Here is a 25,137-nt window from a genome sequence, read left to right on the forward strand (position 1 = left end):
TGTGTCTTTCCGGCTGTCAAATCGACATGCCGTGAAGATCAGTACCAGTTCCGTGCCCCGCGCTGATCGCGCTGAGGCAACTTCACTAGCTTATCCGTCTCGGAGCGGCTGTCAAATCGACCGCCATCCCGTTCGGGAAGCTCCCACGTCGGACAGAAGTGCGTCCGTGACCCGCTCCGAGGAGCTGATCGAGGTGGGGGTGGTTCTCCGCTTGAGGGGGGTGAAGCTCTCGGCCTCTCCGCTTCCCTGTGGGGCGAACAAGTAATAACTTACGTGGATCCCGGGGCCTCGGCAAATCGCAGAGGTCCGCCGGGCGTGTCGCGCTGCTCGCGGCGATCCGCAGCCGGATACGACGAAGCCCCCGGGGTGACCCGGGGGCTTCAACGGCTGTGGACCTAAGGGGATTCGAACCCCTGACCTCCTCGATGCGAACGAGGCGCGCTACCAACTGCGCCATAGGCCCGTGAACCTCGACTACGTTATCACGCTCGACGAGGTGGCTGCGTACGAGCGGTCACCCCGCGGCCCGCTTCGCGAGGAGCTCCCGCACGTGCGCTTCGATCTCGGCGTCGTCGACGAACCCCATCCGTGCGTACGGCGACGCCGCTGCGGGCGCCGGCTCGCTCTGCGGCGCGGGAAGACGGACCGGAGCCTCGGGCGCGATGCGCTCCGCGCGTTCCCGCAGTTCCGCCAGGCGGGCGGCCTTGCGACGTTCCTCCTGCGCGTCCATCTCGGCCCGAGCCGTCTGCGCACGGGATCCCGCCACGGACACCAGGGGTTCCGGCAGCTGACGCGGAGTCCAGGTGGCGCGCCCCTGGTCGTGGAGCGGAGGCGACACGCGTTCGCGCACCTCCTCCTCCTGGTGCGCCGTCCGGCGGACTGCACGACCGGCCACCGACGCCATGCGCTGCAGCAGCACGGCTCCGAGCAGGACGGCGGTCCCGCCCACCCACAGCAGGAGCTGCGCCTGAGCGACGACCAGCTGCCACACGCCGAGGCCTGCGACGACGAGTCCGAGCAGCACGAGAGACGAGGAGGCGATGCGCACGCGACGGCGGGCACGAGCCTGCCGCACGACGGGATCGGCCTTGGCAGCGGCGAGCTGCTCGCGGAGCAGGGCGAGCTCGGCGGCCTCCTTCTCCGACTGCAGCCTCTTGGCCAGCTTCTGCTGCGCGAGCGCCGTGCGCGCGTTCAGCTCGAGGCGCACCTCGCCCGGCGTCTCGCTGGTCTCGGCCAGCACGCGCAGAGCCTGATTGAGACGAACGGCGTTGCGCTCGGCGGCGTCGTACTGGAAGCGACCACGCCAGGAGGGCAGCAGATAGAGCAGCCAGAGGAGCACGGCGACGAGCACGATCACTCCCCCGCTCAGCACCGGCCCGTCCATGTCGACAACGGTACGGGAACACCGTTCCCGACAGGGCTCAGTGCGGGCGCGTGTCGCGAGCGGATTCGCGGCGGTCCGGCCTCAGATCGAGAGACGGTCCGACGGCGGCACGTCGGCTGCATGCACCGGCACCTGCCCGGCGAGCCATCGCGCGAGCACGCCCTGCGGGACGTCCTCCCTGGTGAGCGCGAAAGCGTAGTGATCGCGCCAGTCCCCGTCGATGTGAATGTACCGACGACGCAGCCCCTCGTAGCGGAAGCCGAGCTTCTGCACGATCCGCAGGCTCGCGGCGTTCTCCGGGCGGATGCAAATCTCCATGCGGTGCAGCCCGTACTCGGTGAAGCAGGCGTCGGTCGCGAGAGCGACCGCCGTGGGGGTGATGCCCCGGCCGGCGAACCGCTCACTGACCCAGTAGCCGATCGTCGCAGAGCACAGCGAGCCGCGGGCGACGCCCCAGACGTTGAGCTGGCCCGCGATCTCGCCGTCGTACTCCATCACGAACGGGTAGCCCCCGCCGTCGCGGTACTGCTGCAGGAGACGGCGGATGCTGAGCCGCATGTCGAACGACACCGAGCCGTATGGCACGGTGGCCTCCCACGGCTGCAGCCAGGCACGGTTCGACAGCAGCTCGTGCTGCAGCGGCCGCGCGTCCCTCGACCGGACCAGGCGCAGCTCGACCGGACCGTGCCGCATCCCCGTCGCCTGATCCATCAGAATGCCCCCGACGCCCACGTCGCGCCTAGAGGCGTTCCGCGAAGTCCTTCAGCCAGGGCCGCAGCTCGGGACCGAGGTCGTCGCGATCGGCGGCGAGCTGGACGATGGCCTTGATGTAGTCGACGCGGTCTCCCGTGTCGTAGCGACGCCCGCGGAAGATCACGCCGGCGACGCCGGGGCCGTCGGGATCGGTCGCCAGTTCCTGCAGCGCGTCGGTCAACTGGATCTCGCCGCCCTTGCCCGGCTCCGTGCGCTCGAGCACGTCGAAGACGGATGCCGGCAGCACGTATCGTCCGATGATGGCGAGGTTCGACGGGGCGTCCTCCTGAGAGGGCTTCTCGACCAGACCGGTGACGCGCACGGCATCCGAGCCCTCCAGCTCTTCGACGGCGGCGGCCCCGTACATGTGGATGCTCGCGGGGTCGACCTCCATGAGGGCGACGACGGCCGCGCCCGTGCGCTCGTGCTCGGCGATCATCTCGGTGAGCAGCGGGTCGCGCTCGTCCATGAGGTCGTCGCCCAGGAGGACGGCGAAAGAGTTGTCACCGACGTGGGTGCGCGCCCGGAGCACGGCGTGCCCGAGCCCCTTGGGCTCCCCCTGACGCACGAAATGGATGTCGGCCAGGTCGCTGGACTTCATGACCCGTTCGAGGCGGCCCGTGTCACCCTTCTCCATGAGCTTCACCTCGAGCTCCGGCACGGAGTCGAAGTGGTTGGAGATGGCGTTCTTGTTGCGGCCGATGATGACGAGGATGTCGTCGATGCCCGCATTCGCCGCTTCCTCGACGACGTACTGGATCGCCGGCTTGTCGACGACGGGCAGCATCTCCTTCGGCATCGCCTTCGTCGCGGGCAGGAATCGTGTTCCCAGTCCGGCTGCGGGAATGACGGCTTTGATCTTCTGATGACCCATCCCCACAGCCTAGTGGGGCACCTCGCCGTAGACTCTGAGGCATGTCGAACGACGTCGAGCACGAGAAGCGCGCGCTCCGCGCCGAACTCCGGGAGCGCCGACAGCTGCTGAGCGACGCCCAGCGCGAGAGCGCGGCATCCGCCATCGCCGAGCGCCTGGACGAGCTGATCGCCGAGCTCGGCGCTGCGTCCATCTCCTGCTTCCTGTCGACGACGACCGAACCGGGGACCAGGGACTTCGTGAAGGCCGCCGTGCGCCGCGGGATCCGCGTGCTGCTCCCCGTGACGCGGGCCGACGGACTGCTCGACTGGGCTGTCGCGAGCGACGACGACGAGATCTCCGAGGGCCTGCACGGGCTTCCCGAGCCCACCGGCGAGGTGCTCGGGCCGATCGCCGTGAACGACGTCGATCTCATGATCATCCCCGCTGCCGCAGTCGACCGGACCGGTATGCGCATGGGGTGGGGTCGCGGCTACTTCGACAAGACGATCGGATCGATGGAGAAGTGCCCGCCCGTCTACGCCGTGATCTATGATTCCGAGGTGCTCGACTCCCTGCCGAGCGAGGTGCACGACCAGCCGGTGAACGGTGTCGTGACACCGACTCAGACTCTTCTCCTGTCGCCCACGCGACGCTGACCGACGAGGACCGCCATGCCCACCTACGCCTATGCCTGCCGCTCCTGCGGCCACGCCTTCGACGCCGTGCAGAGCTTCTCCGACGACGCGCTGACGGTCTGCCCCGAGTGCGGCGGCGAGCTCCGCAAGCAGTACGGATCGATCGGGGTGACGTTCAACGGATCCGGCTTCTATCGGACCGACTCGCGGGGCGGGTCTGGAGTGAAGAAGGATGCTTCGGCATCATCGAAGTCTGAGTCGTCATCGAGCACGACCGCGGCGCCCGCTGCGGCACCGGCCTCTTCCTGACGCACGACCGATCGGAGAACTCTCATGCTCAAAGGCTTCAAGGACTTCCTGCTCCGCGGCAACGTGATCGACCTGGCCGTCGCCGTCGTGATCGGCACGGCGTTCACGGCCATCGTCACCGCCGTCGTGAACAGCCTCATCAATCCGCTCGTCGCTCTCTTCTTCGAGGCCGACGCCGCCGGAGAGTTCGGCCCCACCGTCACCAACATCTACGGCAACAAGGTCACCTTCCCGCTCGGCGACCTGATCTCCGCGCTGATCAGCTTCCTCGCCGTGGCCGCGGTGGTCTACTTCGTCTTCGTGCTGCCGATGAACACGTTCAAGGCCCACGTCGAGGCACGCAAGGGCACGCCGGCCGAGGAGCCTCAGGAGGAGCCGGCGGCGGCGACCGAGACGGAGCTGCTCATCGAGATCCGCGACCTGCTCGCACGCAACAGCGCCCGGGAGTGATCCCCGCGGGGCCGCGACCCGTCGCTCAGTAGTGCGGCGGCACGTCTCCCAGCATCCGCTCGTCGTTCGGACCCTTGGGCCCCTTCGGGACGGATGCCGGAGACGGCCGCCGCTCCGGCGTCTCCGGCGACGGGTCGGATCCGCGTACGGGCGTCAGCCGTGCACGACGGGAGCCCGGCACTCGTACGACCTTCTGCCGCTGCTCGCGCTGTCCGTCGTGGTCGGCGTCCTCAGCCATTGCGCGGGTCGACGATGTCGATCGGCTGCGTGTCGTCCTCTGCGCGCGGAGCAGACGGGGAGATGCCGAGGACGCCGGCGATGCGGGTCGCCGCGGTGACCGGGTCGCTGTAGAGGTCGAAGGCGTGCACACGCACGTAGTGCCAGCCCAGCCGGCGCAGGACATGGGGCCGGAGCCGCAGGGTCTCACGCAGCGACTCGCCTCGGGTCTCGGGGTCGCACTCGATGACGACGGCCTTGCCACCGTGCTGGGCCACGAGGGGCAGCAGTCCGCGGTAGTCCACGTCGACCGATGCGCCGAGACGGCGGAGCTCGCGCGCGAGGGCAAGGGTCAGCGGATCGGCGAGGTCCTCCAGACGGGCCTCGCGTCCGCGCGAGGCGAGCCCCCCGAGGATCGACATGAGCGTCGCCGCACCGTACTCCAGCCGCCCGTCGTCGAACGCCGACGGGCGGATCGACGACACGATCACCATGGACCGCCGAGCGCGGGTCATCCCCACCGTCAGCAGCCGCTCGCCGTCGGGCGTCGACAGGTCCCCGAAGTCGCTGAGGACCCGGCCGTGCTTGGTGAGGCCGAAGCCGAGCGACAGGATGACCCTGTCGCGGCTCTCCGCCACGGACTCCTCGAGAGTGAGCACGGCGAAGGGCTCCGCGGTGTCCCGACCGACGAAGTCCGCGACGTCGGAGCGCCCGGCGAACGCCGAGGTCACGGCGGCACGCACGCGCTCGGCGTGACGCCGGCTGGCCGTGACGACCATGAGCGATTCCTCCGGGCGGTGCACGGCATGCTCGACGACCAGGGTCACCACGCGGGCGACCTCGGCGTCGGGACTCTCGACCGCGCCCGATATCGGATCCGGTGCGCCGGTTCCCCCCTCGACGTAGTCGACCGTGAGGCTGCCGCGTCCGAGGTACGACCCCGCCCAGGGCAGCGACACGATCTCGCCGCCGTAGAAGGCGTCGTTGATGAGCTCGGCGAGATCCTCGCCGCCCGCACGGTAGCTGCGGGTCAGCGTCATCACCGGGAGCAGCTCGGACAGGCGCTCGAACACCGAGACGGCGTCGAACGGCACTTCGGCCTCCCAGCTCGCATCGGGGTCGACCGCGACGTGGAACGGAGTGGGGCGCTGCGTCACCGGGTCGCCGAAGGCCACGACCTGGCGAGCCCGACGGATGGCGGGAGCGGCCTCCGCGAGGTTGACCGCGGCGGCATCCACGAGCAGCACGGTGTCGAACTCGACGGAGTCCGGGATCTCGGGCACCAAGTAGGGCGAGGAGATCCACACGGGCGCGAGCACGTCGACGAGCGTCGGCGCCGAGCTCACGATCTCGGCCGTCGTCGAGCTCGCCTGCTTGAGCGCGCTGCGCAGGTGCTGCGACTGCTGCGGCTCGTCGACGATGGCGATCTTCCACTGGTTCGCGAGCTGCCACGCGAGGAGGGGACCGGCCATCGCGGCGTGGGCCTCGTCCACGAGGCGGAAGTCGCGCTCGAGACGGTCGACGACGGCGGTGTTCGCGCCGAGCAGCGATCGGTCGTCCTGCAGCGCCCGCTCGAGGAGCGACTGCCACCACGCGAACTCCAGCTCGTCGCCGACGCGCGCTTCGGACACGTGCCGCACCGAGAGCTCAGCGAGAAGGGGCTCCAGTCCGAGGTCGGCGAGACGATCGCGCAGCTGCGCGCGCTCGACGAGGTTGTCGAACACGTCGGACTTCGCGGCGAGACCCGCGAGCATGCGCACGAGTCGCGCGACCGGGAGCGATGCGAGCGGCTCGCGGCGACCCAGCGCCGCATCGAGCTCGGAGAGCTCTGCGGCGACCCGCTGCCACGACGAGTACACGTCGGCGAGACCGAGCGGGATCTCCGGAGCGACGCCCGCATCGACGCACCGCTGCCACTGGGTCCGCTGGGCCTGGATGCGCAGCAGCGCCTCATGCATCTCCGTGATGTGCACACCGGGGCGCACGTACTCCTTGGCGAGTCGGCGGAGACGACGGCGGTTCGCACTCGACATGCCCGGCGAATCCCGCCGCGACCCGTGCGCCTGGATCAGCTCGCCCAGCGGACGCTCGAAGACGGTCGGGCTGAACCGGTCGAGAGTGTCGCGGATGCCCTGCAGGAGACGCAGGTACTCCCCCAGTTCGTCGATGGTCGCGAACGGGCGCATGTGCGTCTGCGCGATCAGCGCGTAGCCCCGCTCGAGGAGCGCTGGCACGCTGTCCGCGTGCAGACGCCCTGCCAGCTCGTGAGCCGCCCGTGCAGCCTCGGTGCTCGTGAAGGTGACGCCGTACCAGGGCGAGTCGTCGGGGCCGAACCGGAACTCGCCGAGGCGTGCCGCCTGGGCGAGCGCGGAAGCCGCAGCCGATCGATCTCCGGCGAGGCGCCGCAGGGTCTCGGGGCTGAGCCGAGCCGTGGTGGACGGCGGATGCGGGAGCGACGCCAGCCTGGTGAGGTGGCGGGTCGCGTCGAGGACCGAGGCGTCGGTGCCGACGGCCGGGGCGGTGAGAGCGCGGCGATAGTCGCGCAGCACGGTGCGGAGCCGCACGAGCGCATCGTCGACGTCGCTGACCTTGGGCGCCGCGGCCTTCTCATTCCTGCCGATCGCTCGGACGAGGTCTCGTCGCACGCTCGCCGGCGAGATCGCCAGGCTGTCGAGGCCGATGCCGGAGAGACGATGCCGCACCCCGTCGAGCGTCGACCGACGGGCCGACACGACGAGCACGCGCTTGCCGTTGCGCACGAGTTCTCCGAGCGCGTTGATGACGGTCTGGGTGCCGCCGGTGCCGGGCAGCGTGGCCACCGTCAGCGACTGTCCGGCGGCGATCCGGGCCAGCACGGCCTCCTGCTCGGCATCCGCGTCGAGGAGCAGGTTGTCGGAGGCGGGCGCGCGGTCGTCGGGACCCGTGTGATGCGGCGCGGGTCGGCGCGCGGAGACCTGCTCGCGATCGCCGACGTGGCCGCCGAGCGCGTTGAGCACGAGGTGATCGAGGTTCACGGCGTCGCGGGACATGGCCCCACCGACGTCGGCGAACGTGGAGACCACCAGTCGCGGCACGACGGAGAAGGTGTCGATCGAGCGGGTGATGCTCCGCAGGCTGTCGATCACGGGTTGAGGCTTGAAGATCCCGCCGTCGTAGGCGAGGGCGGCGAGCGCCGCGGCATCGATGGAGATCCCGAAGTGCTCGCGAGCGATACGGATGAGCTCGGGGTTGACCTCGAACGACCCCTGCAGCTTGAGCTCGAAGTCGGAGTGGTGCCGGCGGATCGCGAGCGGACGCAGAAGGACGGGGGCGGCGAAGTCCGCTCCGCCGATCCGCCACCCGGCCACGCCGACGGCGAGGTGCACGGCCTCGATGCCGCGCACGGTGCGCAGTTCGGTGTTCTTGGCGGTGATCCGCTCGGCGGCGAGGCGTGCGGTGCGGAGGCCGACCTCGTCGCGGAACAGGTTCGAGAGCAGCGTGGATTTGCCGGTGATGAACTGCGGCAGGCTGCCGGGGTGGGCTTTGGAGATGTCGATGCCCGATTCGACCGTGTCGCGGAAGGTGACGAGCGGCGATGCCCCGCCGAGATCGGCGGCCTCGGCGCGCAGACGGGTGCGCTCGGCCTCGGCAGCATGTGCGACCTGCACGCCGGATGCCGACTCGTGCAGATCGCCGAGGGTCACCGAGGCGCCGTTCGCTGCGTCATCCACAGCCTTGCCTTCTCGTCGCCACACAACTCACACATTAGGCGCGCCGCGCCGCCACGGCGGTATCCCTGGCGGGTTTCACGGCATTTCAGGCCTCCTGAGCGACTGCGGGCCCCACTCACTCCTTCTGCACGAGCGTGCGACGCCGCGATCGATCCACCGAAGCCGTCGGACGAACCTCCGTCCTCCGCTCCTCGAGGGTCTCCGGCGTCAGGATGGACCCATGACCTTCCGCTACGACTTCGTCCCCACACCGTTCGGCGACGCCCTCGCTGTGTTCTCCGATCAGGGGATCGTGCGTTTCGATCTCTCCGAAGCCGACGACCCCTCGGTCCCGTGGCTGCTCGAGGACGTCGCCAGGCAGTTGCAGGCGACCCCCGAGCCAGATCCCGGCGCCGCCGACGATGTCGTGGCCGTGCTCGACGACTACTTCGACGGAGTGCCGGTGCGATTCGACGAGCACCTGCCCGTCGACTGGCGTCTGACCTCGGGGTTCGCGCGCACAGCGCTGCAGGTGATCAGCGAGATCGAGTGGGGGCAGACCTTGAGCTACGGCGAGGTGGCGGTTCTGGCGGGGCGCGCCGGCGCGGCGCGCGCCGTCGGCACCGCCTGCCGCCACTCGCCCTTCTCGATCATCGTCCCGGTGCACCGCGTGGTGCGGGCGGACGGATCACCCGGTCACTACGGCGCGCACCCCGAGCGCAAGCGCTACCTGCTCGACCTCGAATCACGGAGCTGATCGGCGTCCGTGAGACGGCGTGGACCCCGGCGTGTAGGCCGCCGGGGTCCACGCGATCACCCTCCGGCGATCAGCGATCGATGAATGCGAGACCGCGGTCGGTCAGTGATCGATCGCCTTCTCGGCTCCGAAACCCGTGAGCGAGCGCACCTCCATCTCAGCGGCGAGCTGCGGCGACTCCTTCGTCCTGCTCGTCACCGTGCCGAGCCAGCCGAGGAAGAAGCCGAGCGGTATCGACACGATGCCCGGGTTGTTCATCGGCCACAGCACGATGTCGATGCCGGGGATCATCGAGGTGGGCGACCCCGAGAACACCGGTGACAGCACGATGAGAATGATGGCCGCTCCCAGACCTCCGTACATGCTCCACACGGCCCCACGCGTGGTGAACCGACGCCAGAACAGCGAGAACAGGATCGTCGGCAGGTTCGCGGAGGCGGCGACTGCGAACGCGAGGGCGACGAGGAAGGCGATGTTCTGCCCCTGCGCTCCGATGCCGCCGACGATCGCGAGGATGCCGATCACGACGACCGTGCGACGCGCGACACGTACCTCGCCGTTCGGGTCCGGCTCGACGGGGTTGCCCGCGGCATCCTTCTTACCTTTCTGGATGACGTTCGCGTAGATATCGTGCGCGAAGGACGCGGCGGCCGTGATGGTGAGCCCGGCCACCACGGCCAGGATCGTCGCGAACGCCACGGCCGAGATGAATCCGAGAAGCACCGGTCCGCCGAGGTACAGGGCGAGCAACGGCGCTGCGGAGTTCGGTCCGCCAGGGGCTGCGGCGATGACGTCCGCCCCCACGAGCGCACCGGCTCCGTAGCCGAGCACCAGCGTCAGCAGGTAGAAGCCGCCGATGAGCCAGATCGCCCAGACGACCGATCGCCGCGCCTCCTTCGCGGTCGGCACGGTGTAGAACCGCATCAGCACGTGCGGCAGACCAGCCGTGCCCAGCACGAGCGCCATGCCGAGAGACAGGAAGTCCCAGGGGTTCGCGCCGTACTGCAGGCCAGGGCCGAGGATCGCCTCGCCCTTGTCGGAGTTCGCGACAGCGGCCTCGAGCAGCGTGTTGAGGTTGAAACCGTTGATCGCGAGCACCCAGACGGTCATGGCGAGCGCCCCGCCGATCAGCAGGAACGCCTTGACGATCTGCACCCACGTCGTGCCCTTCATGCCGCCGATCAGCACGTACACGATCATCAGCACGCCGACCACGGCGATGACGACGGACTGCCCCACCCGGCCGTCGATGCCGAGCAGGAGCGACACCAGACCTCCCGCCCCCGCCATCTGCGCGAGCAGGTAGAAGAAGCACACCGCCAGGGTCGTGATGGCGGCCGCCATGCGCACGGGGCGCTGCTTCAACCGGAAGGACAGCACGTCGGCCATCGTGAACTTGCCGGTGTTGCGCATGAGCTCGGCGACGAGCAGCAGCGCGACGAGCCAGGCGACGAGGAACCCGATCGAATACAGGAATCCGTCGTAGCCGTTGATCGCGATCGCCCCGCAGATGCCGAGGAACGAGGCAGCGGAGAGATAGTCGCCCGCGATCGCGAATCCGTTCTGCGGGCCTGTGAAAGAGCGCCCGGCGGCGTAATAGTCCGCAGCCGTCTTATTGTTGCGGCTCGCGCGGATGACGATGAAGAGCGTGACGGCGACGAAGGCGACGAAGATCGAGATGTTCAGGATGGGGTTGCTCTCGACGGCGAGCGATTCGCTCGCGGCGTGCACCGCGCTCATGCGTCGCCCTGCGCCTTCTCGAGGTCTTCGCGGATCTCACTCGCGATCGGATCGAGTCGTCGATTCGCGAATGCGACGTATCCCATCGTGATGGCGAAGGTCGTCACGAACTGGCCGAGCCCGAAGAGCAGGCCGACGGTGATGTCTCCCCATACGCGTTGCGCCATGAATTCCGTTGCGAACGCCGCCAGGAGCACATAGACGAAATACCAGATGAGGAAGAACGCGGCGAGCGGGAAGATGAATGACCGCTGCGTGCGTTTGAGGGTGCGGAATCGAGAGGACTGCTCGACGGCGACGTAATCGATCGCTCCCGCCGAATCGGCCGTTGTGTGGTCGCTCATGGGGCCTCCTTGCCACATGTTCGTCGGCTCGCACGGGGGTACCGGGCGAGTGGTAGGGTCGACGCTACGAAACGGGGAACGGCGCCGTCACCCCCGAAAGTAGGTAGTCGTGAGCGCTCCCACCGGGATGGAATCGGAGACAGAGCTCGTCGCCCGCGCGGTGCGCGAGTTGGCTCAGCGCACCCGGTTCCCGGTCGCCTTCGGCGGTCTCATCGACGAGGGCGTGGTGAGCGTCACCAGCATCGTGGGAAACCGCACCCACAGTCTCGACGGCCTCCGCGTCCGTCCGGAACGCGGCCTCGGCGGACGCGCGATGATCGAGCTGCGCCCTCGCATGACGAACGACTACGGCTCCTCGCAGCAGATCACGCACGACTACGACGTCTTCGTTCTCGGCGAAGGACTCCGCACCCTGCTGGCTCTGCCGATCGTCGTCAGCGGGCGCCCGCGCGGCGTGCTCTACGCGGGAGCATGGGATCGCGCGCCCGAAGGCGGTGTGACGACGGCGCCGGCGATGCAGGTCGCGCAATCAGTGGCCGACGAGCTGAGGATCCGTGACGAGGTGGCGCGTCGCCTGCGCGCTGTGGACCCGAGTTCCGAGACGGTGGCGACACCGCAGCGGGAGGAGTTGCGGGAGAGCTTCGCCGAGCTCCGGAGCATCGCCGCAGCCGTCGACGACCCCGACCTCCGCGCGCGGATCGCGCAGGTCGAGCACCGACTGGTGACGCTCGCGGGCGATGCCGCGACGACCGCGACAGGCCCCCTTCCGACCGTACATCTCTCCCGCCGTGAGACCGATGTCCTCGCGTGCGCGGCGCTCGGTGCGACGAATGCGGAGATCGCGCAGCAATTGGGTCTTCGCGAGGGGACGGTCAAGGCGTATCTCGGCACGGCGATGTCGAAACTCGACGCGTCGACACGTCATGCCGCGGTGGCGAAAGCGCGGCGTTTCGGGTTGCTGCCCTGACGGCGACGCGCACGGCGACGATTTCCGCTCCCGTCTGTCGAATTCGGCGGATATCCGCATTGTCGCAATTACGCGACGACCGGTATCGTCTTTTCCATGGCAAAGAGAATTGTGCATCAGCTGGTTGACGACATCGACGGCAGCGTCCTCGAGGCGGGCGAAGGCGAGACCGTGCATTTCTCGCTGAACGGCACGGCTTACGAGATCGACCTGAACGACGATCACGCGAAGGAATTGCGCGCCGCATTCGAGCCCTACATCTCCGCGGGTCGACGCGCCGGCGGCTCTTCTCCGTCACGCTCGACGGGGTCGCGCAAGCGCACGGCACGGAACCCCGAGGTCGCGGCCATCCGCGCCTGGGCGAACGACAACGGCTACAGCCTCTCGGAGCGCGGGCGGATTCCCACCCCCGTCATCGAGGCGTACAACGCCGCGCACTGACGATCAGTCGGGGATCACGTCTCCGGCCTGGGCCCACGGCTCGTCCCGGAGCGTGATCTCCTGCGTCATGTCGGTGAGGAAGCGGATCACGACATCACGCTCGTCGCGCGTCAACCGCGCGGCGGAGTAGAACCGCTTGGCCTGCTGCGCGCCGACCGTGTCCATCGCCGCCTGACGCGTCTCCGGAGTGATGGTGATCGCGAGCGCTCGTCGGTCCGTCGGGTGCGGGGCGCGGCGGATATGCCCCCCGCGCTCGAGGCGGTCCAGCAGCTTGGTCGTCGACGCCGTCGAGATGCCCAGATGCGTGGCGATCCCGCCCGGAGTCGCGGTCACGCCCTTGTTGGCGCACACGATCAGGTAGTGAAGGGCCCGCATGTCGGTGTCGTTGAGGCGCATGTAGCGCCGCGAAGCGAGCGACAGCTTCTGCTCGGCATCCCGCAGCTCGCCGATCGCCCCCATGAGCGCGGCGATCTGCCGAAGGTCCTCCGGGGCGACACCGGTCCGGTCGATGAGCGAGCTGCGCGGGTCGCTGGCCTCCACGTCGTAGATCGCGGCGTGCGCGAGCCCGTCGGAGGAGAAGCCGGTTCCATCGCGCACGTCCGACACGGCACCCTCGACGGGGCTGGCGGCGGATCGGTCGTTCATGCCATCATGCTACACACCATTGGAATCATGTTATGTTTATTATTAGCTAAGCTAGCGAAATCGAGGAGGTTTCCCAGATGGACGAGGTCACCCTCCTCTCCCCCGATGGCGTCGCGATCGGAGTGCTGGCCAAAGACGCCGTGCACACGACCGACACCCCGCTCCATCTCGCGTTCTCCTGCTACGTGGTCGACGGCGAGGGGCGTCTGCTCGTCACCCGCCGCGCGCTGTCCAAGCGCACCTGGCCCGGCGTCTGGACCAACAGCTTCTGCGGCCATCCCCGCCCCGACGAGACGATGCAGGATGCCGTGACCCGGCGAGCGCAGCAAGAGCTCGGCCTCCGTATCACCGACGTCGCCGTCGTCGTCCCCGAGTACCGCTACCGTGCCGTCGACGCGAGCGGCATCGTCGAGAACGAGATCTGCCCCGTGCACATCGCGGTCGCCGACGGCGCGCTGTCCCCCGATCCCGACGAGGTGTCGGAGTGGGCGTGGGTCGACGCGGCGGAGTTCGCGACCGCCGTGGCAGCGGCCCCCTTCGCCTTCAGCCCATGGCTCGTCGAACAGCTGCCGCTCATGCGCGAGCGAGGGGCGGTATGACGATGACGTCGGCGGCGATCCACGAAGACATGGGCACTCGGATCGAGGAAGCCCTGCGTCGGCGGTTCGTCCACCACAGCGCCGCCGCGGAGGCGTACGGATCCGAATTCGCTGCGCTGTGGCGGGCCGCTGCCGACCACTCGCTGGGCGGCAAGCTGGTCCGCCCGCGGCTGCTGCTCGACATCCACCACGCCCTCACGCCCGGCGACCTCGGCTCGGCGACGCTGACCCCGGCGGCCGTCGAGGTCGCGGCGCATATCGAACTGCTGCACTACGCGTTCCTCCTGCACGACGACGTCATCGACGGCGACCTCACGCGGCGCAAGCGGCCGAACCTGATCGGCGCCCTCGCGGCGGGCACGCCTGCGGCCACCGAGGAGGACGCGCTGCACTGGGCGCGCTCGAGCGCCATCCTCATGGGAGATCTGCTCCTCACGGCGGCCGTCATGGGCTTCGCTCGCGCCGATGTCCCCGCGGACGTGCGGTCACGCCTGCTCGACCTCGTCGAGGAGACCATCGTCGAGACCGTCGCGGGCGAGCACACCGACGTCGCGCTCAGCCACGGCATCATCGCACCGGACCTCACCACGATCCTCAGCATGAGCGTGTACAAGACCGCGACCTACTCGTTCTCGCTCCCGCTTCGCGCGGCAGCGCTGCTCTCGGGCTCGTCCGTCTCGGCCGAGCGGACGCTGACGAGCGTCGGGCGGCACATCGGGCTCGCCTACCAGCTGCAGGACGACCTGCTCTGCGTGTTCGGCGACCATCGCGCGCACGGGAAGGATGCGTTCTCCGACCTGCGCGAGGGCAAGGAGACCGCCATCATCGCGTACGCACGCTCGACGGACGCCTGGGACGACATCGCTCCCCGCTTCGGTTCGGCCGAGCTGAGCATGAGGGATGCCGAGAGCCTCCGCGACCAGCTGCGCGCCTGCGGGGCCGAAGCCTTCGTCACCGACCTCGTCGGCGATCAGCTCGACGCCGTGCACACCCTGCTCGCCGACGCGCAGCTGACGGGTGAGATCGGAGCGGATGCCGCGCACACGATCCTCTCGACGGTCTCCCGCCTCGAGGGTCGTCGCGCATGACCGCGATCCCGAGCGGGCAGGGCGACGAGAGCCTCGACCGCTTCAGCCGCGCCGCCGACACGGCATCCACCGAGGTCATCCGCACCTATTCCACGTCCTTCGGACTCGCGACGACGCTGCTCGGCGCTCGTCACCGTCAGCACGTGCGGAACATCTACGCCATGGTGCGCATCGCCGACGAGATCGTCGACGGAGTGGCCGCGCAGGCCGGACTGGACAGCTCCGCGCAGACCGAGGCGCTCGCGTCGTATGTCGCGGCGACCCACCGCTCGATGGCCGTGGGCTACAGCACCGACCTGATCCTGCATGCGTTCGCCAGGACCGCGCGCGAGTGCGGGATCGGCGAGGATCTGACGCAGCCGTTCTTCGACTCCATGGCCGCCGACATCGCGAGCGCTGCCGACTTCACCGCCTACGACGCCGAGGCCCACGAGCGCTACGTGTACGGCTCCGCCGAGGTCGTGGGGCTGATGTGCCTGCGTGTCTTCCTCCGCGAGGAATCGCGCACCGAGGAGGAGCTGGCGGTCCTCACCCACGGCGCCAGGCAGCTCGGCGCCGCCTTCCAGAACGTGAACTTCCTCCGCGACCTCGCCGACGACACCGATCGCCTGCAGCGCGGGTACCTCGGCGGCTCGGGGCGCCTCACCGATTCCGACCGCGACGAATGGGTACGCACCGTGACCGTTCAGCTCGACGACGCCCGTCGATCGATCCCCCTGCTCCCGAAGGACGCCCGCGCTGCCGTGCGCAGTGCCCTCGCGCTCTTCGAGGCGCTCATGCGGCGAGTGGCCAGGACCCCGGCCGCGCAGCTGTACGAGCGTCGTGTCCGCGTGCCGGACCCGGTCAAGGCTCTGCTCGCCGCGCGAGCCGTCGCCGTCACGGCTCTGGAGCGTGACCGATGAGCCGCGTCGCCGTCATCGGCGGAGGAGTGGCCGGTCTCGCGGCAGCGGGCCTTCTCGCCCGCGACGGACACGAGGTGACGGTCTACGAGAAGAACTCGCGCATCGGCGGCCGAGCCGGCACGATCGAGCGCGACGGCTTCCGCTTCGACTCCGGCCCCTCGTGGTATCTGATGCCCGAGGTGTTCGACCACTTCTTCGCGATGATGGGATCGTCGACCGAGGAGCAGCTCGATCTCACCCTGCTCGACCCCGGCTACCGGGTGTTCCAGGAGCCGGGCACCGACGGCCCCTCCCAGCCGATCACCGTGCCCAGCGGCCGCGCAGAGGTCGCGAAGCTGTTTGAGGCGCGCGAGCCGGGTTCCGCGGCTCGTCTGGACGAGTATCTCGATTCCGCGCACCACGCCCGCGACATGGCCGAGCGGTACTTCCTGTACAACCCGTTCACGAAGTGGAGCACGCTCGCCACGAAGGAGGTGCTCGGCGCCGGTCCGCGTCTCGCGACACTGCTCGGGACGCGTCTGGAGTCCTTCGCCGCCCGGCGCTTCCAGGATCCGGTCCTGCGTCAGCTGCTCGGATACCCCGCCGTCTTCCTCGGCACGGACCCTCGCAGCGCGCCGGCGATGTACCACCTGATGAGCGCACTCGACCTCGACGAGGGCGTGAGCTATCCGCAGGGCGGGTTCTGGCGGGTCGTCGAACGCATCGCCCAGCTGGCCGAGCAGGCGGGCGTCACGGTCGTCAAGGATGCCGACGTGACGGCGATCCGCACCGCACGACGCTCCGGCACGACCGCAGCCACGGGCGTCGAGTGGCGGGATGCCGACGGCACCGCCCACGTCGCCGAGGCCGACATCGTGGTCTCGGCCGCCGACCTCCACCACACCGAGACCGTCCTGCTTCCGCCCGAGCTCCGGACGTACCCGGAGAGCTGGTGGCAGCGTCGCACGAGCGGTCCCGGAGCGGTCCTCGTGATGCTGGGCGTGCGAGGCGAGCTCCCGCAGCTCCCGCACCATTCCCTGTTCTTCACGGACGACTGGGATGCGAACTTCGACGCGATCTTCGGCGACAGCCCGGCGGTCCCCTCCCCCGCGTCGACCTACGTCTGCCGGCCGAGCGCGAGCGACGACAGTGTCGCCCCGGAGGGCCACGAGAACCTGTTCGTGCTGGTCCCCGTCCCCGCCGACGTCGAACTGGGCGGCGGCGGTTCCGACGGATCGGGCTCGCCGGCGATCGAACGTGCTGCCGACGAGGCGATCGACCTCATCTCGACGTGGGCCGGCATACCCGACCTGCGCGACCGCATCGTCGTGCGCGAGACGAAGGGGCCGGCGGACTTCCGCGACGATTACAACTCGTGGCGCGGAGGGATGCTCGGCCCGGCTCACATCCTGTCGCAGAGCGCCATGTTCCGCGCGCAGAACGTCTCGCGCAAGGTCTCGGGCCTGTACTACGCGGGCGGCACGACAGCACCGGGCGTCGGCGTGCCCATGTGCCTCATCAGCGCCGAGATCGTGTTGAAGCGCATCCGCGGCGACCATTCCGGGGGGCCGCTTCCGCTGCCGTCCGCCGCGCCCGTCGAGGACGCCGTGTGATGGGCGTCGTCTACCTCGCGAGCCTGCTCGTGTCGCTCGGCTGCATGCTCCTGCTCGATCGACGGTTCCGGCTCTTCTTCTGGAGGGACGCGCTCTCGGCATCCGTCGTCACGGTCGTCGGCCTCGTGTTCTTCCTCGTCTGGGATGTCGCGGGTATCGCCGGGGGCATCTTCTTCCGCGGCGAAGGGGCGATCGCCACGGGGATCGTGCTCGCTCCCGAAATGCCGCTCGAGGAGCCCGTCTTCCTCGTCTTCCTCGTCGTCTGCACGATGATCCTCTACACCGGCGCCGTGCGCGTGCTCGGCGACCTCCGCCGACGCCGGCGAGCGGAGCGGGCGTCATGACCTACCTGCAGCTCGCAGCCTGGTTCGTCGGTGCAGCCGCGATCGCGGCCGTGGTCCTCGTGGTCCTCACGCCTCGCGCGCGGCGTCCGCACGCCGGCGCCCTGGCGATCGCCGCCGTCGCTCTGATCGTGCTCACCGCGGTGTTCGACAGCATCATGATCGCGAGCGGGCTCTTCCACTACTCCCCCGACCATCTGCTCGGGGTGCACATCGGGCTCGCCCCGCTCGAGGACTTCGCCTACCCGGTCGCGGGCGCGCTGCTGCTGCCGGCTCTGTGGGCCCTCCTCAGGGCGCGACGGGACCGCGGCTCCGCGAACAGCTCGGGGGAGGCCGACGCATGACCTCCACGACGCTCGGGAGCGACGTCCGCCAGATCGTGCTCTCCTCCAGACCCATCAGCTGGATCAACACGGCGTTCCCGTTCGCCGCCGCCTACCTGTTGACCACGCGCGAGATCGACCTCACGCTGGTCCTCGGGACGCTGTACTTCCTCGTTCCGTACAACCTCGCGATGTACGGCATCAACGACGTGTTCGACTACGCGTCCGACCTCGCGAACCCGCGCAAGGGCGGCATCGAGGGAGCGCTGCTTTCCCCTCGCATCCACCGGGCGACGCTGTGGGCCGCCGCGGTCACGAACGTGCCCTTCCTCGTCTACCTCTTCGCCGTCGGCAACCCGGCATCCTGGATCTGGCTCATCGTGAGCGTCTTCGCCGTGATCGCCTACTCCGCCCCCGGTCTGCGGTTCAAGGAGCGCCCGTTCCTCGACTCCACGACGTCGAGCCTGCACTTCGTGACGCCGGCGATCGTCGGACTCGCCATCGCCGAGGCCTCCGTGACGCCGACCCTCGTGATCGTGCTCGTCGGGTTCTTCCTGTGGGGCATGGCCGCGCACGCCTTCGGAGCGGTGCAGGACATCGCTCCCGACCGCGAGGCCGGCATCGGATCGATCGCCACGGTCATCGGAGCGCGATCCACGGTGCGCCTCGCGATCGTCCTGTGGTCGCTCGCCGGGATCGCCATGCTGTTCACCTCCTGGCCCGGTCCCCTCGCCGCCGTGCTCGCGGTGCCGTACATCGGGAACGCAGCCCCCTGGTGGTCGGTGACCGACAAGACGTCCGCCGGGACCAACCGCGCCTGGCGCCGCTTCATCGCCCTCAACTACATCGCGGGCTTCCTGGCGACGATGATCCTCATCCTCGCCTGGGTCTCCTGACCCGCGCGATCACGTCCACCGAGTCCTTCCCGAAGGGAGACCGATGTCCGGTCCTGAGCACGCCGCGGCCCCGAGCACGGCGGAACGGAAAGCGCCGCCGCGAGAGACGCGGGAGCGGACGAGGCGCCACTCCTGGGCGCGCGTGCTGATCCCCGCCGCCCTGATCCTCGTCTGGCTCGTCGGCGCGGGACTCGGCGGCCCCCTGTTCGGCAAGGTCGACGAGGTGTCGTCGAACGACCAGACGAGCTACCTGCCCGAGTCCTCGGACGCGACCCGGGTGCAGCAGCTGCTCGGAGAGTTCAGCGACAGCGACGCCATTCCGGCCATCGCCGTCTTCGTGGCCGACGGCGAGCTGTCCACCACACAGCTCGACACGATCGCGGATGCCGTCGCCGATGCGCCGTCGGTCGACGGCGTCGGCGACGACGTGTCACCGGCCCTCCCCTCGGACGACGGCCTGGCCGTGCAGGCGTTCATCCCGATCGACGAGGATGCCGAACTCGCCGACACCGTCTCGGCCCTCGGCGACATGCTCCTCTCCGCCGCCCCGGACGGCGTCACCGTGTACATCACGGGCCCCGCCGGCTTCAGCGCCGATCTCGTCGCGGGCTTCGCCGGCATCGACGGACTGCTGCTGGGCGTCGCCCTCCTCGCGGTGCTCGTGATCCTCGTGCTCGTGTACCGGTCGCTGCTGCTGCCGATAGTGGTGCTGTCGACGAGCCTGTTCGCCCTCTGCGTCGCTCTCCTGGTCGTCTGGTGGCTTGCGAAGTTCGAGGTGCTGCTGCTCAGCGGCCAGACGCAGGGCATCCTGTTCATCCTCGTGATCGGCGCAGCCACCGACTACGCCCTCCTCTTCGTCGCCCGATTCCGTGAGGAGCTCCGGGTCGCGCAGGACAAGGGCGCGGCTCTCCTCGCCGCCTGGAAGGGCTCGGTCGAACCGATCGTCGCCTCGGGCGGCACGGTGATCGCGGGGCTGCTCTGCCTGCTGCTGAGCGACCTCAAGTCGAACAGCACGCTCGGCCCGGTGGCGGCGATCGGCATCGTGTTCGCGATGCTCGCGGCGCTGACGCTCCTCCCGGCCCTCCTGCTGCTGTTCGGTCGCGCGGTGTTCTGGCCTCGTCGTCCGCGGTTCGAGCCGGAGGTCGTCGCCGAAGAGCACGGCATGCGCACCACGGGCCTCTGGGCGCGCCTCGCCGGACTGATCACGAAGCGACCGCGGGTGATCTGGATCCTCACGACCCTCGTACTGCTGGCCGGAGCGTCCGGCGTGCTGCAGCTCGACGCCTCCGGGGTTCCTCAGTCGGATCTCGTGCTCGGATCGTCGGAGGCGCGCGACGGTCAAGTGGCTCTCGGCGAGCACTTCCCCGGTGGCTCGGGCAGTCCGGTCTCGGTGGTGGTGAGCGAGGATCGGCTCCAAGACGCTGCCGACGTGATGCTCGCCGACGACGGCATCGACGGCGTCTCGGTCACCGCCGCCGATTCGCCCAGCGGCTCGGCGCCCGTGACCGCCGACGGGGTCACGGCGGTCGGACCGCCGGGGACCCCTGCGCCGGCGCCGACCGTCGTCGACGGGAACGTGCTCCTGCAGGGGACGCTGACGGATGCCGCCGACTCGGATGCCGCGGGCGACACCGTGCGCGACCTCCGCTCGTCGCTGCACGAGCTCGACGCGCTCGTCGGAGGAGTGACGGCCACGGCCATCGACACGAACGACGCCTCCATCCACGACCGGAATCTCATCATCCCGGTGATCCTCGTCGTGATCATGCTGATCCTCATGCTGCTGCTGCGGTCGATCCTCGCGCCGGTGCTCCTCATCATCACCACCGTGCTGTCCTTCGGCACAGCGATGGGCGTGTCGGCACTGGTCTTCTCCGGAGTCTTCGACTTCCCCGGCGCCGACCCGGCCGTGCCTCTCTACGGCTTCGTGTTCCTCGTCGCGCTCGGCATCGACTACAACATCTTCCTCATGACGCGGGTGCGCGAGGAGTCGCTGGCACACGGCACGCGGGAAGGTGTACTGCGAGGGCTGTCGATCACCGGCGGGGTCATCACGTCGGCCGGACTCGTGCTGGCCGCGACGTTCGCCGCACTGTCGGTGATCCCGATCCTGTTCCTCGTGCAGCTCGCCTTCATCGTGGCGTTCGGCGTGCTGCTCGACACGTTCGTCGTGAGATCGCTGCTCGTGCCGGCGCTCGCCTACGACCTCGGGCGCGTGATCTGGTGGCCGTCGAAGCTCTGGCGGCGCGGTCGCCCGTGACGACCGGAGGGTGCCCTCGACTGGATTCGAACCAGCGACCTGCCCTTTAGGAGAGGGCTGCTCTATCCTGCTGAGCTACGAAGGCGTGGCTCCAGTCTACGGGACGGGTCTCGCCCGGCTCACGCGGCGAGCGCGAGGTACGGCTCCCAGCGCGGATCGCTTCGCTCGCTCCCCCGCACCGTCCAGGCGGTGCCGTGCGGCGGGCGCGGCGTGATCCGCAGTTCCCAGCGCATCTCCTGCGGCGTGCGGTCGCTCTTGACGTTGTTGCAGCGCAGGCAGCAGGCGACGAGGTTCTCCCACGAGTCCGCTCCGCCTCGCGAACGCGGCAGCACGTGGTCGATCGTCGAGGCGGCCTTTCCGCAGTAGCCGCAGCGGTGGTTGTCACGCCGCAGCACTCCGCGCCGGGTCACCGGCACCCGTCGGCTGGACGGGACGCGCACGTATCTCGACAGGATGATGACGGCCGGCCGATCGTAGACCCCGTGACTGCCCCAGACGGGATCGTCCTCGACGTGCTCGATCACGGTGGCCTTGTCGTTCATGACCAGGACCAGTGCTCTCTTGAACGACACGATGGCCAGAGGCTCGTATCCCGCGTTCAGTACCAGTGTGCGCATCAGCATCCTCTCGATCCGCCGGGACGGCTTCCCGGCACTCTCGACTCACACGAGGTCGCGCGGACGCGAGCGTTCGCAGGGGCGAAAAAAGGCGCTGTCTAGTGACAGCGCCTTCTTCGCACGGCAGCACCGTGGTGTTCCTGCGGCCGATGCTGAAGGACATGACGACCGAGGGCATCCATGGTGCGGATGCTCGGTATTCGGTCCATCAGCTTCTCCCGCCTGTGCGACAACGGGTTCAGGCTAACCCATCGAGCGGGGTGCGCGGCCCAACTCCGGGTGAACGCTCGGAGGCGTGTCCGGTGAGGGGCAAAGCCGTGACGACTCAGCCGGCGTTCGCGGCGAGCCAGGCGATCGGCTCGAGGAGGCCGCCGTTGACCCACACCTCGAAGTGGAGGTGGTTGGCGGTCGAGCGACCGGTGCTGCCGACGAAGCCGATGAGCTGGCCTGCGGCCACGCTCTCGCCGGCCTGGACCTGGCGGGATCCGTACGTCATGTGGCCGTAGGTCGTCTGCACACGCTGACCGCCCACGACGCTGTCGATCATGACGGCGACGCCGTATCCGCCGATGCTCTCAGCGGACTGGCGCACGACGCCCGCGGCGGCGGCGTAGATCGGCGTGCCCTGCGGCGCGAGCATGTCGGCGCCGTTGTGCGCGCCGCCGACGGTACGGCTGACGCTGTACGAGCCCTGCGGGAGCGGATAGCGGACCTCACCCGAGCCGGGCGAGACGAGCGCGTAGGCGCCGATGTCGAAGGTGCGACCACCGGACGAGGCGGATGCCGTGGAAGCGGCTGCGGCGGCGCGGGCCGCTGCGGCCTCCTCCGCCTTCTTCTTCTCGATCTCGTCGGGCGTGGTGGCGGTGAACGTTCCGCGGTCGAGCGGGGCCGATGTGGCCTGCGAGGCGACGACGAGCGACTGCGCGTCGACGGCGGCCATCTGCTGCACGGTCGTCGCGGCGTTCTCGGCCGGCTTCGACGCCGCGTAGGCGGGGAGCGCGACAGCGGCGACCAGGGCGCCCACTGCTCCGAAGATGGCGACGGATCGCAGCGGCTTCACCACGGTCCGCGCGCTGACCCGTGCGGTCGTGCGACGGGCGAGGGGTCGATCCTCAGGTGTGTTCGCGGACTGGATGTCTGTGACCAAAACGTGATCCTCCTGCGCCTGCACGCTCGGGTAGCGCTGGCTCGTCGGCACTCTGCTCTCGTGGCACGAATGTAGCTCGGGTACTTTGTGCGTTCTTACCGGGAGGACGACGAGCCTGGAAGGCGAATCCTCTCGGGTATCGTCAGCGGGCTTCTTCGCCGACGACTTCACCGAGGTTACCGGAAGATAACGATCCTGTCACCCTGCCAAACTGGCAATCGTCGGGGAGCAGAAGAATGCCAGGTCAGAGAGGATTCAGACCGGCTCGCCGACGAGGAAGATGTGGGAGGCGAGCTCGACCGGGAGCTCGAGGCCCTCGTCCTTGCCCTCCATCTGGATCAGCACGTAACCCTCGTTGAACCGGTAGTCGCCCTTCGCTCCGGGCACGACTCCGGCGTCGCGGAGCTGCTCCAGCAGCTCGGGGTCGACCTGCGCCGGCTCGGCGAGACGACGCACCGTGCCCTCGATCGGAGCACCGGCCGCGTTGAGCTTCTGCACGAGGCCGATGACGCCCTCGTCGAACGTCCGAGCGGGGGCGTCGCCGAGCTGGTCGAGCCCGGGGATCGGGTTGCCGTAGGGCGACTCCGTCGGGTGCCCGAGGAGCTCGACGAGGCGGCGCTCGACCTGCTCGCTCATGACGTGCTCCCACCGGCAGGCCTCGTCGTGCACGAACGCCCAGTCGAGACCGATCACGTCGGAGAGCAGCCGCTCGGCGAGACGGTGCTTACGCATGACGTCGACCGCCTTGCGCCGCCCCGACTCGGTGAGCTCCAGCGTGCGGTCCTCCGACACCACCACAAGGCCGTCGCGCTCCATGCGTCCCACCGTCTGCGAGACGGTCGGACCCGAGTGACCGAGGCGCTCGGAGATGCGTGCGCGCAGCGGAACGATGTTCTCCTCCTCGAGCTCGAGGATGGTGCGGAGATACATCTCCGTGGTGTCGATCAAGTCGGTCATGTGGCCCTCCGGGTCTTCTTAGGCAAGCCTACATTCCCGCACCGACATCGGGGCGTCACGCGGGCGGTCAGGCGGGAGGCCACGCTCTAGACTCGACGCATGCCGATCGAGATTCCCCGTGACCTCCTGCCCGCCGACGGCCGCTTCGGATGCGGCCCCTCGAAGGTGCGGAGCGCGCAGCTCGACGCACTCCTCGCCGCCGGCCCCACGCTGCTCGGAACCTCGCACCGCCAGGCGCCGGTGAAGAACCTCGTCGGCAGCGTGCGCGAGCGCCTCGCCGCGCTCTTCCGTCTGCCAGAGGGCTACGAGATCATCACCGGCAACGGCGGGTCGACCGCCTTCTGGGATGCCGCGGCCTTCGGCCTCATCGAGCGACGCAGCCAGAACATCGTGTTCGGCGAGTTCGGCGGCAAGTTCGCCGCCGCAGCCGCCGCGCCCTGGCTGGACGCACCGGACGTGCGCAAGGCGGAGCCGGGGTCCCGCGCGGCTGCCGAGGTCGTCGACGGCGTGGACGTCTACGCATGGCCGCACAACGAGACGTCGACCGGCGTCGCCGCCCCGGTCACGCGCGTCGTCGCCGACGGCGCCCTCACCGTCATCGACGCCACGAGCGCCGCCGGCGGCATCGACTTCGATGCAGCACAGGCCGACGTCTACTACTTCGCGCCGCAGAAGAACCTCGGCTCCGACGGCGGCCTGTGGTTCGCGGCGGTGTCCCCCGCCGCGATCGACCGCATCGAGCGGATCGCCGCCTCCGACCGCTACATCCCGGAGTTCCTGAGCCTCAAGAACGCCGTCGACAACTCGCGCCTCAACCAGACGCTCAACACCCCGGCTCTGACGACCCTGCACCTGCTCGACAGCCAGCTCGGGTGGATCCTCGGCAACGGCGGTCTCTCCTGGGCCGGTGCGCGCACGGCCGAGTCATCCGGCATCCTGTACGACTGGGCCACGGCATCCGATGTCGCCACCCCGTTCGTGACGGCAGAGACCGACCGTTCCCCGGTCGTCGTCACGATCGACTTCGACGAGTCGATCGATGCGTCCGCCATCGCGAAGACGCTGAGGGCCAACGGCATCGTCGACACCGAGCCCTACCGCAAGCTGGGCCGCAACCAGCTCCGCGTCGCGACGTTCGTCTCGATCGAGCCGGACGACGTGCGGCAGCTCACCCGCGCACTCGACTACGTGCTCGATCACCAGGGCGCCTGACGGCGCCAGCCACGATG

General features: G+C 69.3%; 26 protein-coding genes and 2 tRNA genes. 15 read left to right on the forward strand and 13 right to left on the reverse strand.

Going from position 1 to position 25,137, the window contains the following annotated elements:
• Positions 1-390: 390 nt before the first annotated feature.
• The 4 genes from RAC69_RS16405 to galU form a co-directional block, all read right to left on the reverse strand.
• Positions 391-463: transfer RNA gene (locus tag RAC69_RS16405), tRNA-Ala, on the reverse strand.
• Between the two features lie 51 nt (positions 464-514).
• Positions 515-1,384 (reverse strand): hypothetical protein, encoded by an 870-nt coding sequence (locus tag RAC69_RS16410; RefSeq protein ID WP_375087773.1) that lies wholly within the window; start codon positions 1,382-1,384, stop codon positions 515-517.
• 81 nt (positions 1,385-1,465) lie between these two features.
• Positions 1,466-2,077, reverse strand: coding sequence for a GNAT family N-acetyltransferase (locus RAC69_RS16415; RefSeq protein WP_375087792.1), 612 nt, complete (start codon positions 2,075-2,077; stop codon positions 1,466-1,468).
• 46 nt (positions 2,078-2,123) lie between these two features.
• The gene (galU, locus tag RAC69_RS16420) at positions 2,124-3,011 is read right to left on the reverse strand and encodes a UTP--glucose-1-phosphate uridylyltransferase GalU (RefSeq protein ID WP_375087774.1); all 888 of its coding nucleotides are present in this window, start codon (positions 3,009-3,011) and stop codon (positions 2,124-2,126) included.
• Between the two features lie 41 nt (positions 3,012-3,052).
• Here galU and RAC69_RS16425 point away from each other — a divergent pair, with 41 nt between their 5' ends.
• The 3 genes from RAC69_RS16425 to mscL are packed head-to-tail and all read left to right on the forward strand — an operon-like array spanning position 3,053 to position 4,387.
• Positions 3,053-3,649 carry a 5-formyltetrahydrofolate cyclo-ligase gene (locus RAC69_RS16425; protein WP_375087775.1) on the forward strand — a complete coding sequence of 199 codons (597 nt, stop codon included), beginning with the start codon at positions 3,053-3,055 and terminating at the stop codon, positions 3,647-3,649.
• A gap of 15 nt (positions 3,650-3,664) precedes the next feature.
• Positions 3,665-3,937 (forward strand): FmdB family zinc ribbon protein, encoded by a 273-nt coding sequence (locus tag RAC69_RS16430; protein WP_375087776.1) that lies wholly within the window; start codon positions 3,665-3,667, stop codon positions 3,935-3,937.
• Positions 3,938-3,961: 24 nt separating this feature from the next.
• Complete coding sequence (mscL, locus tag RAC69_RS16435; RefSeq protein WP_341933798.1) at positions 3,962-4,387, forward strand: large conductance mechanosensitive channel protein MscL; 426 nt, start codon at positions 3,962-3,964, stop codon at positions 4,385-4,387.
• A gap of 25 nt (positions 4,388-4,412) precedes the next feature.
• Here mscL and RAC69_RS16440 read toward each other — a convergent pair whose 3' ends face one another.
• Both RAC69_RS16440 and RAC69_RS16445 read right to left on the reverse strand, forming a co-directional pair.
• Complete coding sequence (locus RAC69_RS16440) at positions 4,413-4,625, reverse strand: hypothetical protein (RefSeq protein ID WP_375087777.1); 213 nt, start codon at positions 4,623-4,625, stop codon at positions 4,413-4,415.
• Positions 4,618-8,313, reverse strand: a complete 3,696-nt coding sequence (locus RAC69_RS16445; RefSeq protein ID WP_375087778.1) for an AAA family ATPase — start codon at positions 8,311-8,313, stop codon at positions 4,618-4,620. Before RAC69_RS16445 ends, RAC69_RS16440 begins: the two co-directional genes overlap by 8 nt.
• A 220-nt stretch (positions 8,314-8,533) precedes the next feature.
• On the opposite strand from RAC69_RS16445, the gene RAC69_RS16450 reads away from it, so the two are divergent.
• A complete protein-coding gene (locus tag RAC69_RS16450; protein WP_375087779.1) occupies positions 8,534-9,049 on the forward strand; it encodes a methylated-DNA--[protein]-cysteine S-methyltransferase in 516 nt (171 codons plus the stop codon).
• Positions 9,050-9,151: 102 nt separating this feature from the next.
• On the opposite strand, the gene RAC69_RS16455 is transcribed toward RAC69_RS16450, so the two are convergent.
• Both RAC69_RS16455 and RAC69_RS16460 read right to left on the reverse strand, forming a co-directional pair.
• Positions 9,152-10,789 carry a cation acetate symporter gene (locus RAC69_RS16455; protein ID WP_375087780.1) on the reverse strand — a complete coding sequence of 546 codons (1,638 nt, stop codon included), beginning with the start codon at positions 10,787-10,789 and terminating at the stop codon, positions 9,152-9,154.
• Positions 10,786-11,133 carry a DUF485 domain-containing protein gene (locus tag RAC69_RS16460; protein ID WP_341933794.1) on the reverse strand — a complete coding sequence of 116 codons (348 nt, stop codon included), beginning with the start codon at positions 11,131-11,133 and terminating at the stop codon, positions 10,786-10,788. Before RAC69_RS16460 ends, RAC69_RS16455 begins: the two co-directional genes overlap by 4 nt.
• A 109-nt stretch (positions 11,134-11,242) precedes the next feature.
• Here RAC69_RS16460 and RAC69_RS16465 point away from each other — a divergent pair, with 109 nt between their 5' ends.
• Both RAC69_RS16465 and RAC69_RS16470 read left to right on the forward strand, forming a co-directional pair.
• Complete coding sequence (locus RAC69_RS16465; RefSeq protein ID WP_341933793.1) at positions 11,243-12,100, forward strand: LuxR C-terminal-related transcriptional regulator; 858 nt, start codon at positions 11,243-11,245, stop codon at positions 12,098-12,100.
• A gap of 96 nt (positions 12,101-12,196) precedes the next feature.
• Entirely contained in the window at positions 12,197-12,541 is a 345-nt protein-coding gene (locus RAC69_RS16470) for an Lsr2 family protein (RefSeq protein ID WP_375087781.1), read from the forward strand.
• 3 nt (positions 12,542-12,544) lie between these two features.
• Here the strand turns inward: RAC69_RS16470 and RAC69_RS16475 are convergent, their stop codons facing one another.
• Positions 12,545-13,186 (reverse strand): MarR family winged helix-turn-helix transcriptional regulator, encoded by a 642-nt coding sequence (locus RAC69_RS16475; protein ID WP_375087782.1) that lies wholly within the window; start codon positions 13,184-13,186, stop codon positions 12,545-12,547.
• Positions 13,187-13,263: 77 nt separating this feature from the next.
• On the opposite strand from RAC69_RS16475, the gene idi reads away from it, so the two are divergent.
• The 8 genes from idi to RAC69_RS16515 are packed head-to-tail and all read left to right on the forward strand — an operon-like array spanning position 13,264 to position 21,187.
• Entirely contained in the window at positions 13,264-13,785 is a 522-nt protein-coding gene (gene idi / locus RAC69_RS16480) for an isopentenyl-diphosphate Delta-isomerase (RefSeq protein ID WP_341933790.1), read from the forward strand.
• Positions 13,782-14,873: a polyprenyl synthetase family protein gene (locus RAC69_RS16485; RefSeq protein WP_375087783.1), complete on the forward strand. Its 1,092-nt coding sequence runs from the start codon at positions 13,782-13,784 to the stop codon at positions 14,871-14,873. Before idi ends, RAC69_RS16485 begins: the two co-directional genes overlap by 4 nt.
• Positions 14,870-15,775, forward strand: a complete 906-nt coding sequence (locus RAC69_RS16490) for a phytoene/squalene synthase family protein (protein ID WP_375087784.1) — start codon at positions 14,870-14,872, stop codon at positions 15,773-15,775. The genes RAC69_RS16485 and RAC69_RS16490 overlap by 4 nt, the downstream gene beginning before the upstream one ends.
• Positions 15,772-17,367 carry a phytoene desaturase family protein gene (gene crtI / locus RAC69_RS16495; RefSeq protein ID WP_375087785.1) on the forward strand — a complete coding sequence of 532 codons (1,596 nt, stop codon included), beginning with the start codon at positions 15,772-15,774 and terminating at the stop codon, positions 17,365-17,367. The genes RAC69_RS16490 and crtI overlap by 4 nt, the downstream gene beginning before the upstream one ends.
• Positions 17,367-17,711, forward strand: coding sequence for a lycopene cyclase domain-containing protein (locus RAC69_RS16500; protein ID WP_375087786.1), 345 nt, complete (start codon positions 17,367-17,369; stop codon positions 17,709-17,711). The genes crtI and RAC69_RS16500 overlap by 1 nt, the downstream gene beginning before the upstream one ends.
• Entirely contained in the window at positions 17,708-18,052 is a 345-nt protein-coding gene (locus RAC69_RS16505) for a lycopene cyclase domain-containing protein (RefSeq protein ID WP_375087787.1), read from the forward strand. The genes RAC69_RS16500 and RAC69_RS16505 overlap by 4 nt, the downstream gene beginning before the upstream one ends.
• Positions 18,049-18,927 (forward strand): prenyltransferase, encoded by an 879-nt coding sequence (locus RAC69_RS16510; RefSeq protein WP_375087788.1) that lies wholly within the window; start codon positions 18,049-18,051, stop codon positions 18,925-18,927. Before RAC69_RS16505 ends, RAC69_RS16510 begins: the two co-directional genes overlap by 4 nt.
• Positions 18,928-18,970: 43 nt before the next feature.
• Entirely contained in the window at positions 18,971-21,187 is a 2,217-nt protein-coding gene (locus tag RAC69_RS16515; protein WP_375087789.1) for an MMPL family transporter, read from the forward strand.
• An 11-nt stretch (positions 21,188-21,198) separates the two neighbouring features.
• On the opposite strand, the gene RAC69_RS16520 is transcribed toward RAC69_RS16515, so the two are convergent.
• The 4 genes from RAC69_RS16520 to RAC69_RS16535 all read right to left on the reverse strand — a co-directional run bounded on the left by RAC69_RS16520 (position 21,199) and on the right by RAC69_RS16535 (position 23,908).
• Positions 21,199-21,272 (reverse strand) — tRNA-Arg (locus RAC69_RS16520).
• 34 nt (positions 21,273-21,306) lie between these two features.
• Entirely contained in the window at positions 21,307-21,804 is a 498-nt protein-coding gene (locus RAC69_RS16525; protein ID WP_251587150.1) for an HNH endonuclease, read from the reverse strand.
• Between the two features lie 325 nt (positions 21,805-22,129).
• On the reverse strand, positions 22,130-22,951 hold the full coding sequence (locus tag RAC69_RS16530; protein ID WP_375087790.1) for a M23 family metallopeptidase: 822 nt from the start codon (positions 22,949-22,951) through the stop codon (positions 22,130-22,132).
• Between the two features lie 255 nt (positions 22,952-23,206).
• A complete protein-coding gene (locus tag RAC69_RS16535; RefSeq protein ID WP_096713836.1) occupies positions 23,207-23,908 on the reverse strand; it encodes a metal-dependent transcriptional regulator in 702 nt (233 codons plus the stop codon).
• 99 nt (positions 23,909-24,007) lie between these two features.
• Between RAC69_RS16535 and serC the strand changes: the two genes are divergently transcribed.
• Positions 24,008-25,120, forward strand: coding sequence for a phosphoserine transaminase (serC, locus tag RAC69_RS16540; protein ID WP_375087791.1), 1,113 nt, complete (start codon positions 24,008-24,010; stop codon positions 25,118-25,120).
• The last annotated feature ends 17 nt before the right edge of the window (positions 25,121-25,137 follow it).

The sequence above is a fragment of the Microbacterium sp. LS_15 genome (assembly GCF_041954735.1).
Lineage (GTDB): Bacteria > Actinomycetota > Actinomycetes > Actinomycetales > Microbacteriaceae > Microbacterium.

Bases quoted from the DNA above. Each gene is read 5' to 3' on its own strand.
- RAC69_RS16410 (WP_375087773.1), bottom strand. From the start codon at position 1,384: ATGGACGGGCCGGTGCTGAGCGGGGGAGTGATCGTGCTCGTCGCCGTG.
- RAC69_RS16415 (WP_375087792.1), bottom strand. From the start codon at position 2,077: ATGCGGCACGGTCCGGTCGAGCTGCGCCTGGTCCGGTCGAGGGACGCG.
- galU (WP_375087774.1), bottom strand. From the start codon at position 3,011: ATGGGTCATCAGAAGATCAAAGCCGTCATTCCCGCAGCCGGACTGGGA.
- RAC69_RS16425 (WP_375087775.1), top strand. From the start codon at position 3,053: ATGTCGAACGACGTCGAGCACGAGAAGCGCGCGCTCCGCGCCGAACTC.
- RAC69_RS16430 (WP_375087776.1), top strand. From the start codon at position 3,665: ATGCCCACCTACGCCTATGCCTGCCGCTCCTGCGGCCACGCCTTCGAC.
- mscL (WP_341933798.1), top strand. From the start codon at position 3,962: ATGCTCAAAGGCTTCAAGGACTTCCTGCTCCGCGGCAACGTGATCGAC.
- RAC69_RS16440 (WP_375087777.1), bottom strand. From the start codon at position 4,625: ATGGCTGAGGACGCCGACCACGACGGACAGCGCGAGCAGCGGCAGAAG.
- RAC69_RS16450 (WP_375087779.1), top strand. From the start codon at position 8,534: ATGACCTTCCGCTACGACTTCGTCCCCACACCGTTCGGCGACGCCCTC.
- RAC69_RS16455 (WP_375087780.1), bottom strand. From the start codon at position 10,789: ATGAGCGCGGTGCACGCCGCGAGCGAATCGCTCGCCGTCGAGAGCAAC.
- RAC69_RS16460 (WP_341933794.1), bottom strand. From the start codon at position 11,133: ATGAGCGACCACACAACGGCCGATTCGGCGGGAGCGATCGATTACGTC.
- RAC69_RS16470 (WP_375087781.1), top strand. From the start codon at position 12,197: ATGGCAAAGAGAATTGTGCATCAGCTGGTTGACGACATCGACGGCAGC.
- RAC69_RS16475 (WP_375087782.1), bottom strand. From the start codon at position 13,186: ATGAACGACCGATCCGCCGCCAGCCCCGTCGAGGGTGCCGTGTCGGAC.
- idi (WP_341933790.1), top strand. From the start codon at position 13,264: ATGGACGAGGTCACCCTCCTCTCCCCCGATGGCGTCGCGATCGGAGTG.
- RAC69_RS16485 (WP_375087783.1), top strand. From the start codon at position 13,782: ATGACGATGACGTCGGCGGCGATCCACGAAGACATGGGCACTCGGATC.
- RAC69_RS16490 (WP_375087784.1), top strand. From the start codon at position 14,870: ATGACCGCGATCCCGAGCGGGCAGGGCGACGAGAGCCTCGACCGCTTC.
- crtI (WP_375087785.1), top strand. From the start codon at position 15,772: ATGAGCCGCGTCGCCGTCATCGGCGGAGGAGTGGCCGGTCTCGCGGCA.
- RAC69_RS16500 (WP_375087786.1), top strand. From the start codon at position 17,367: ATGGGCGTCGTCTACCTCGCGAGCCTGCTCGTGTCGCTCGGCTGCATG.
- RAC69_RS16505 (WP_375087787.1), top strand. From the start codon at position 17,708: ATGACCTACCTGCAGCTCGCAGCCTGGTTCGTCGGTGCAGCCGCGATC.
- RAC69_RS16510 (WP_375087788.1), top strand. From the start codon at position 18,049: ATGACCTCCACGACGCTCGGGAGCGACGTCCGCCAGATCGTGCTCTCC.
- RAC69_RS16515 (WP_375087789.1), top strand. From the start codon at position 18,971: ATGTCCGGTCCTGAGCACGCCGCGGCCCCGAGCACGGCGGAACGGAAA.
- RAC69_RS16525 (WP_251587150.1), bottom strand. From the start codon at position 21,804: ATGCGCACACTGGTACTGAACGCGGGATACGAGCCTCTGGCCATCGTG.
- RAC69_RS16535 (WP_096713836.1), bottom strand. From the start codon at position 23,908: ATGACCGACTTGATCGACACCACGGAGATGTATCTCCGCACCATCCTC.
- serC (WP_375087791.1), top strand. From the start codon at position 24,008: ATGCCGATCGAGATTCCCCGTGACCTCCTGCCCGCCGACGGCCGCTTC.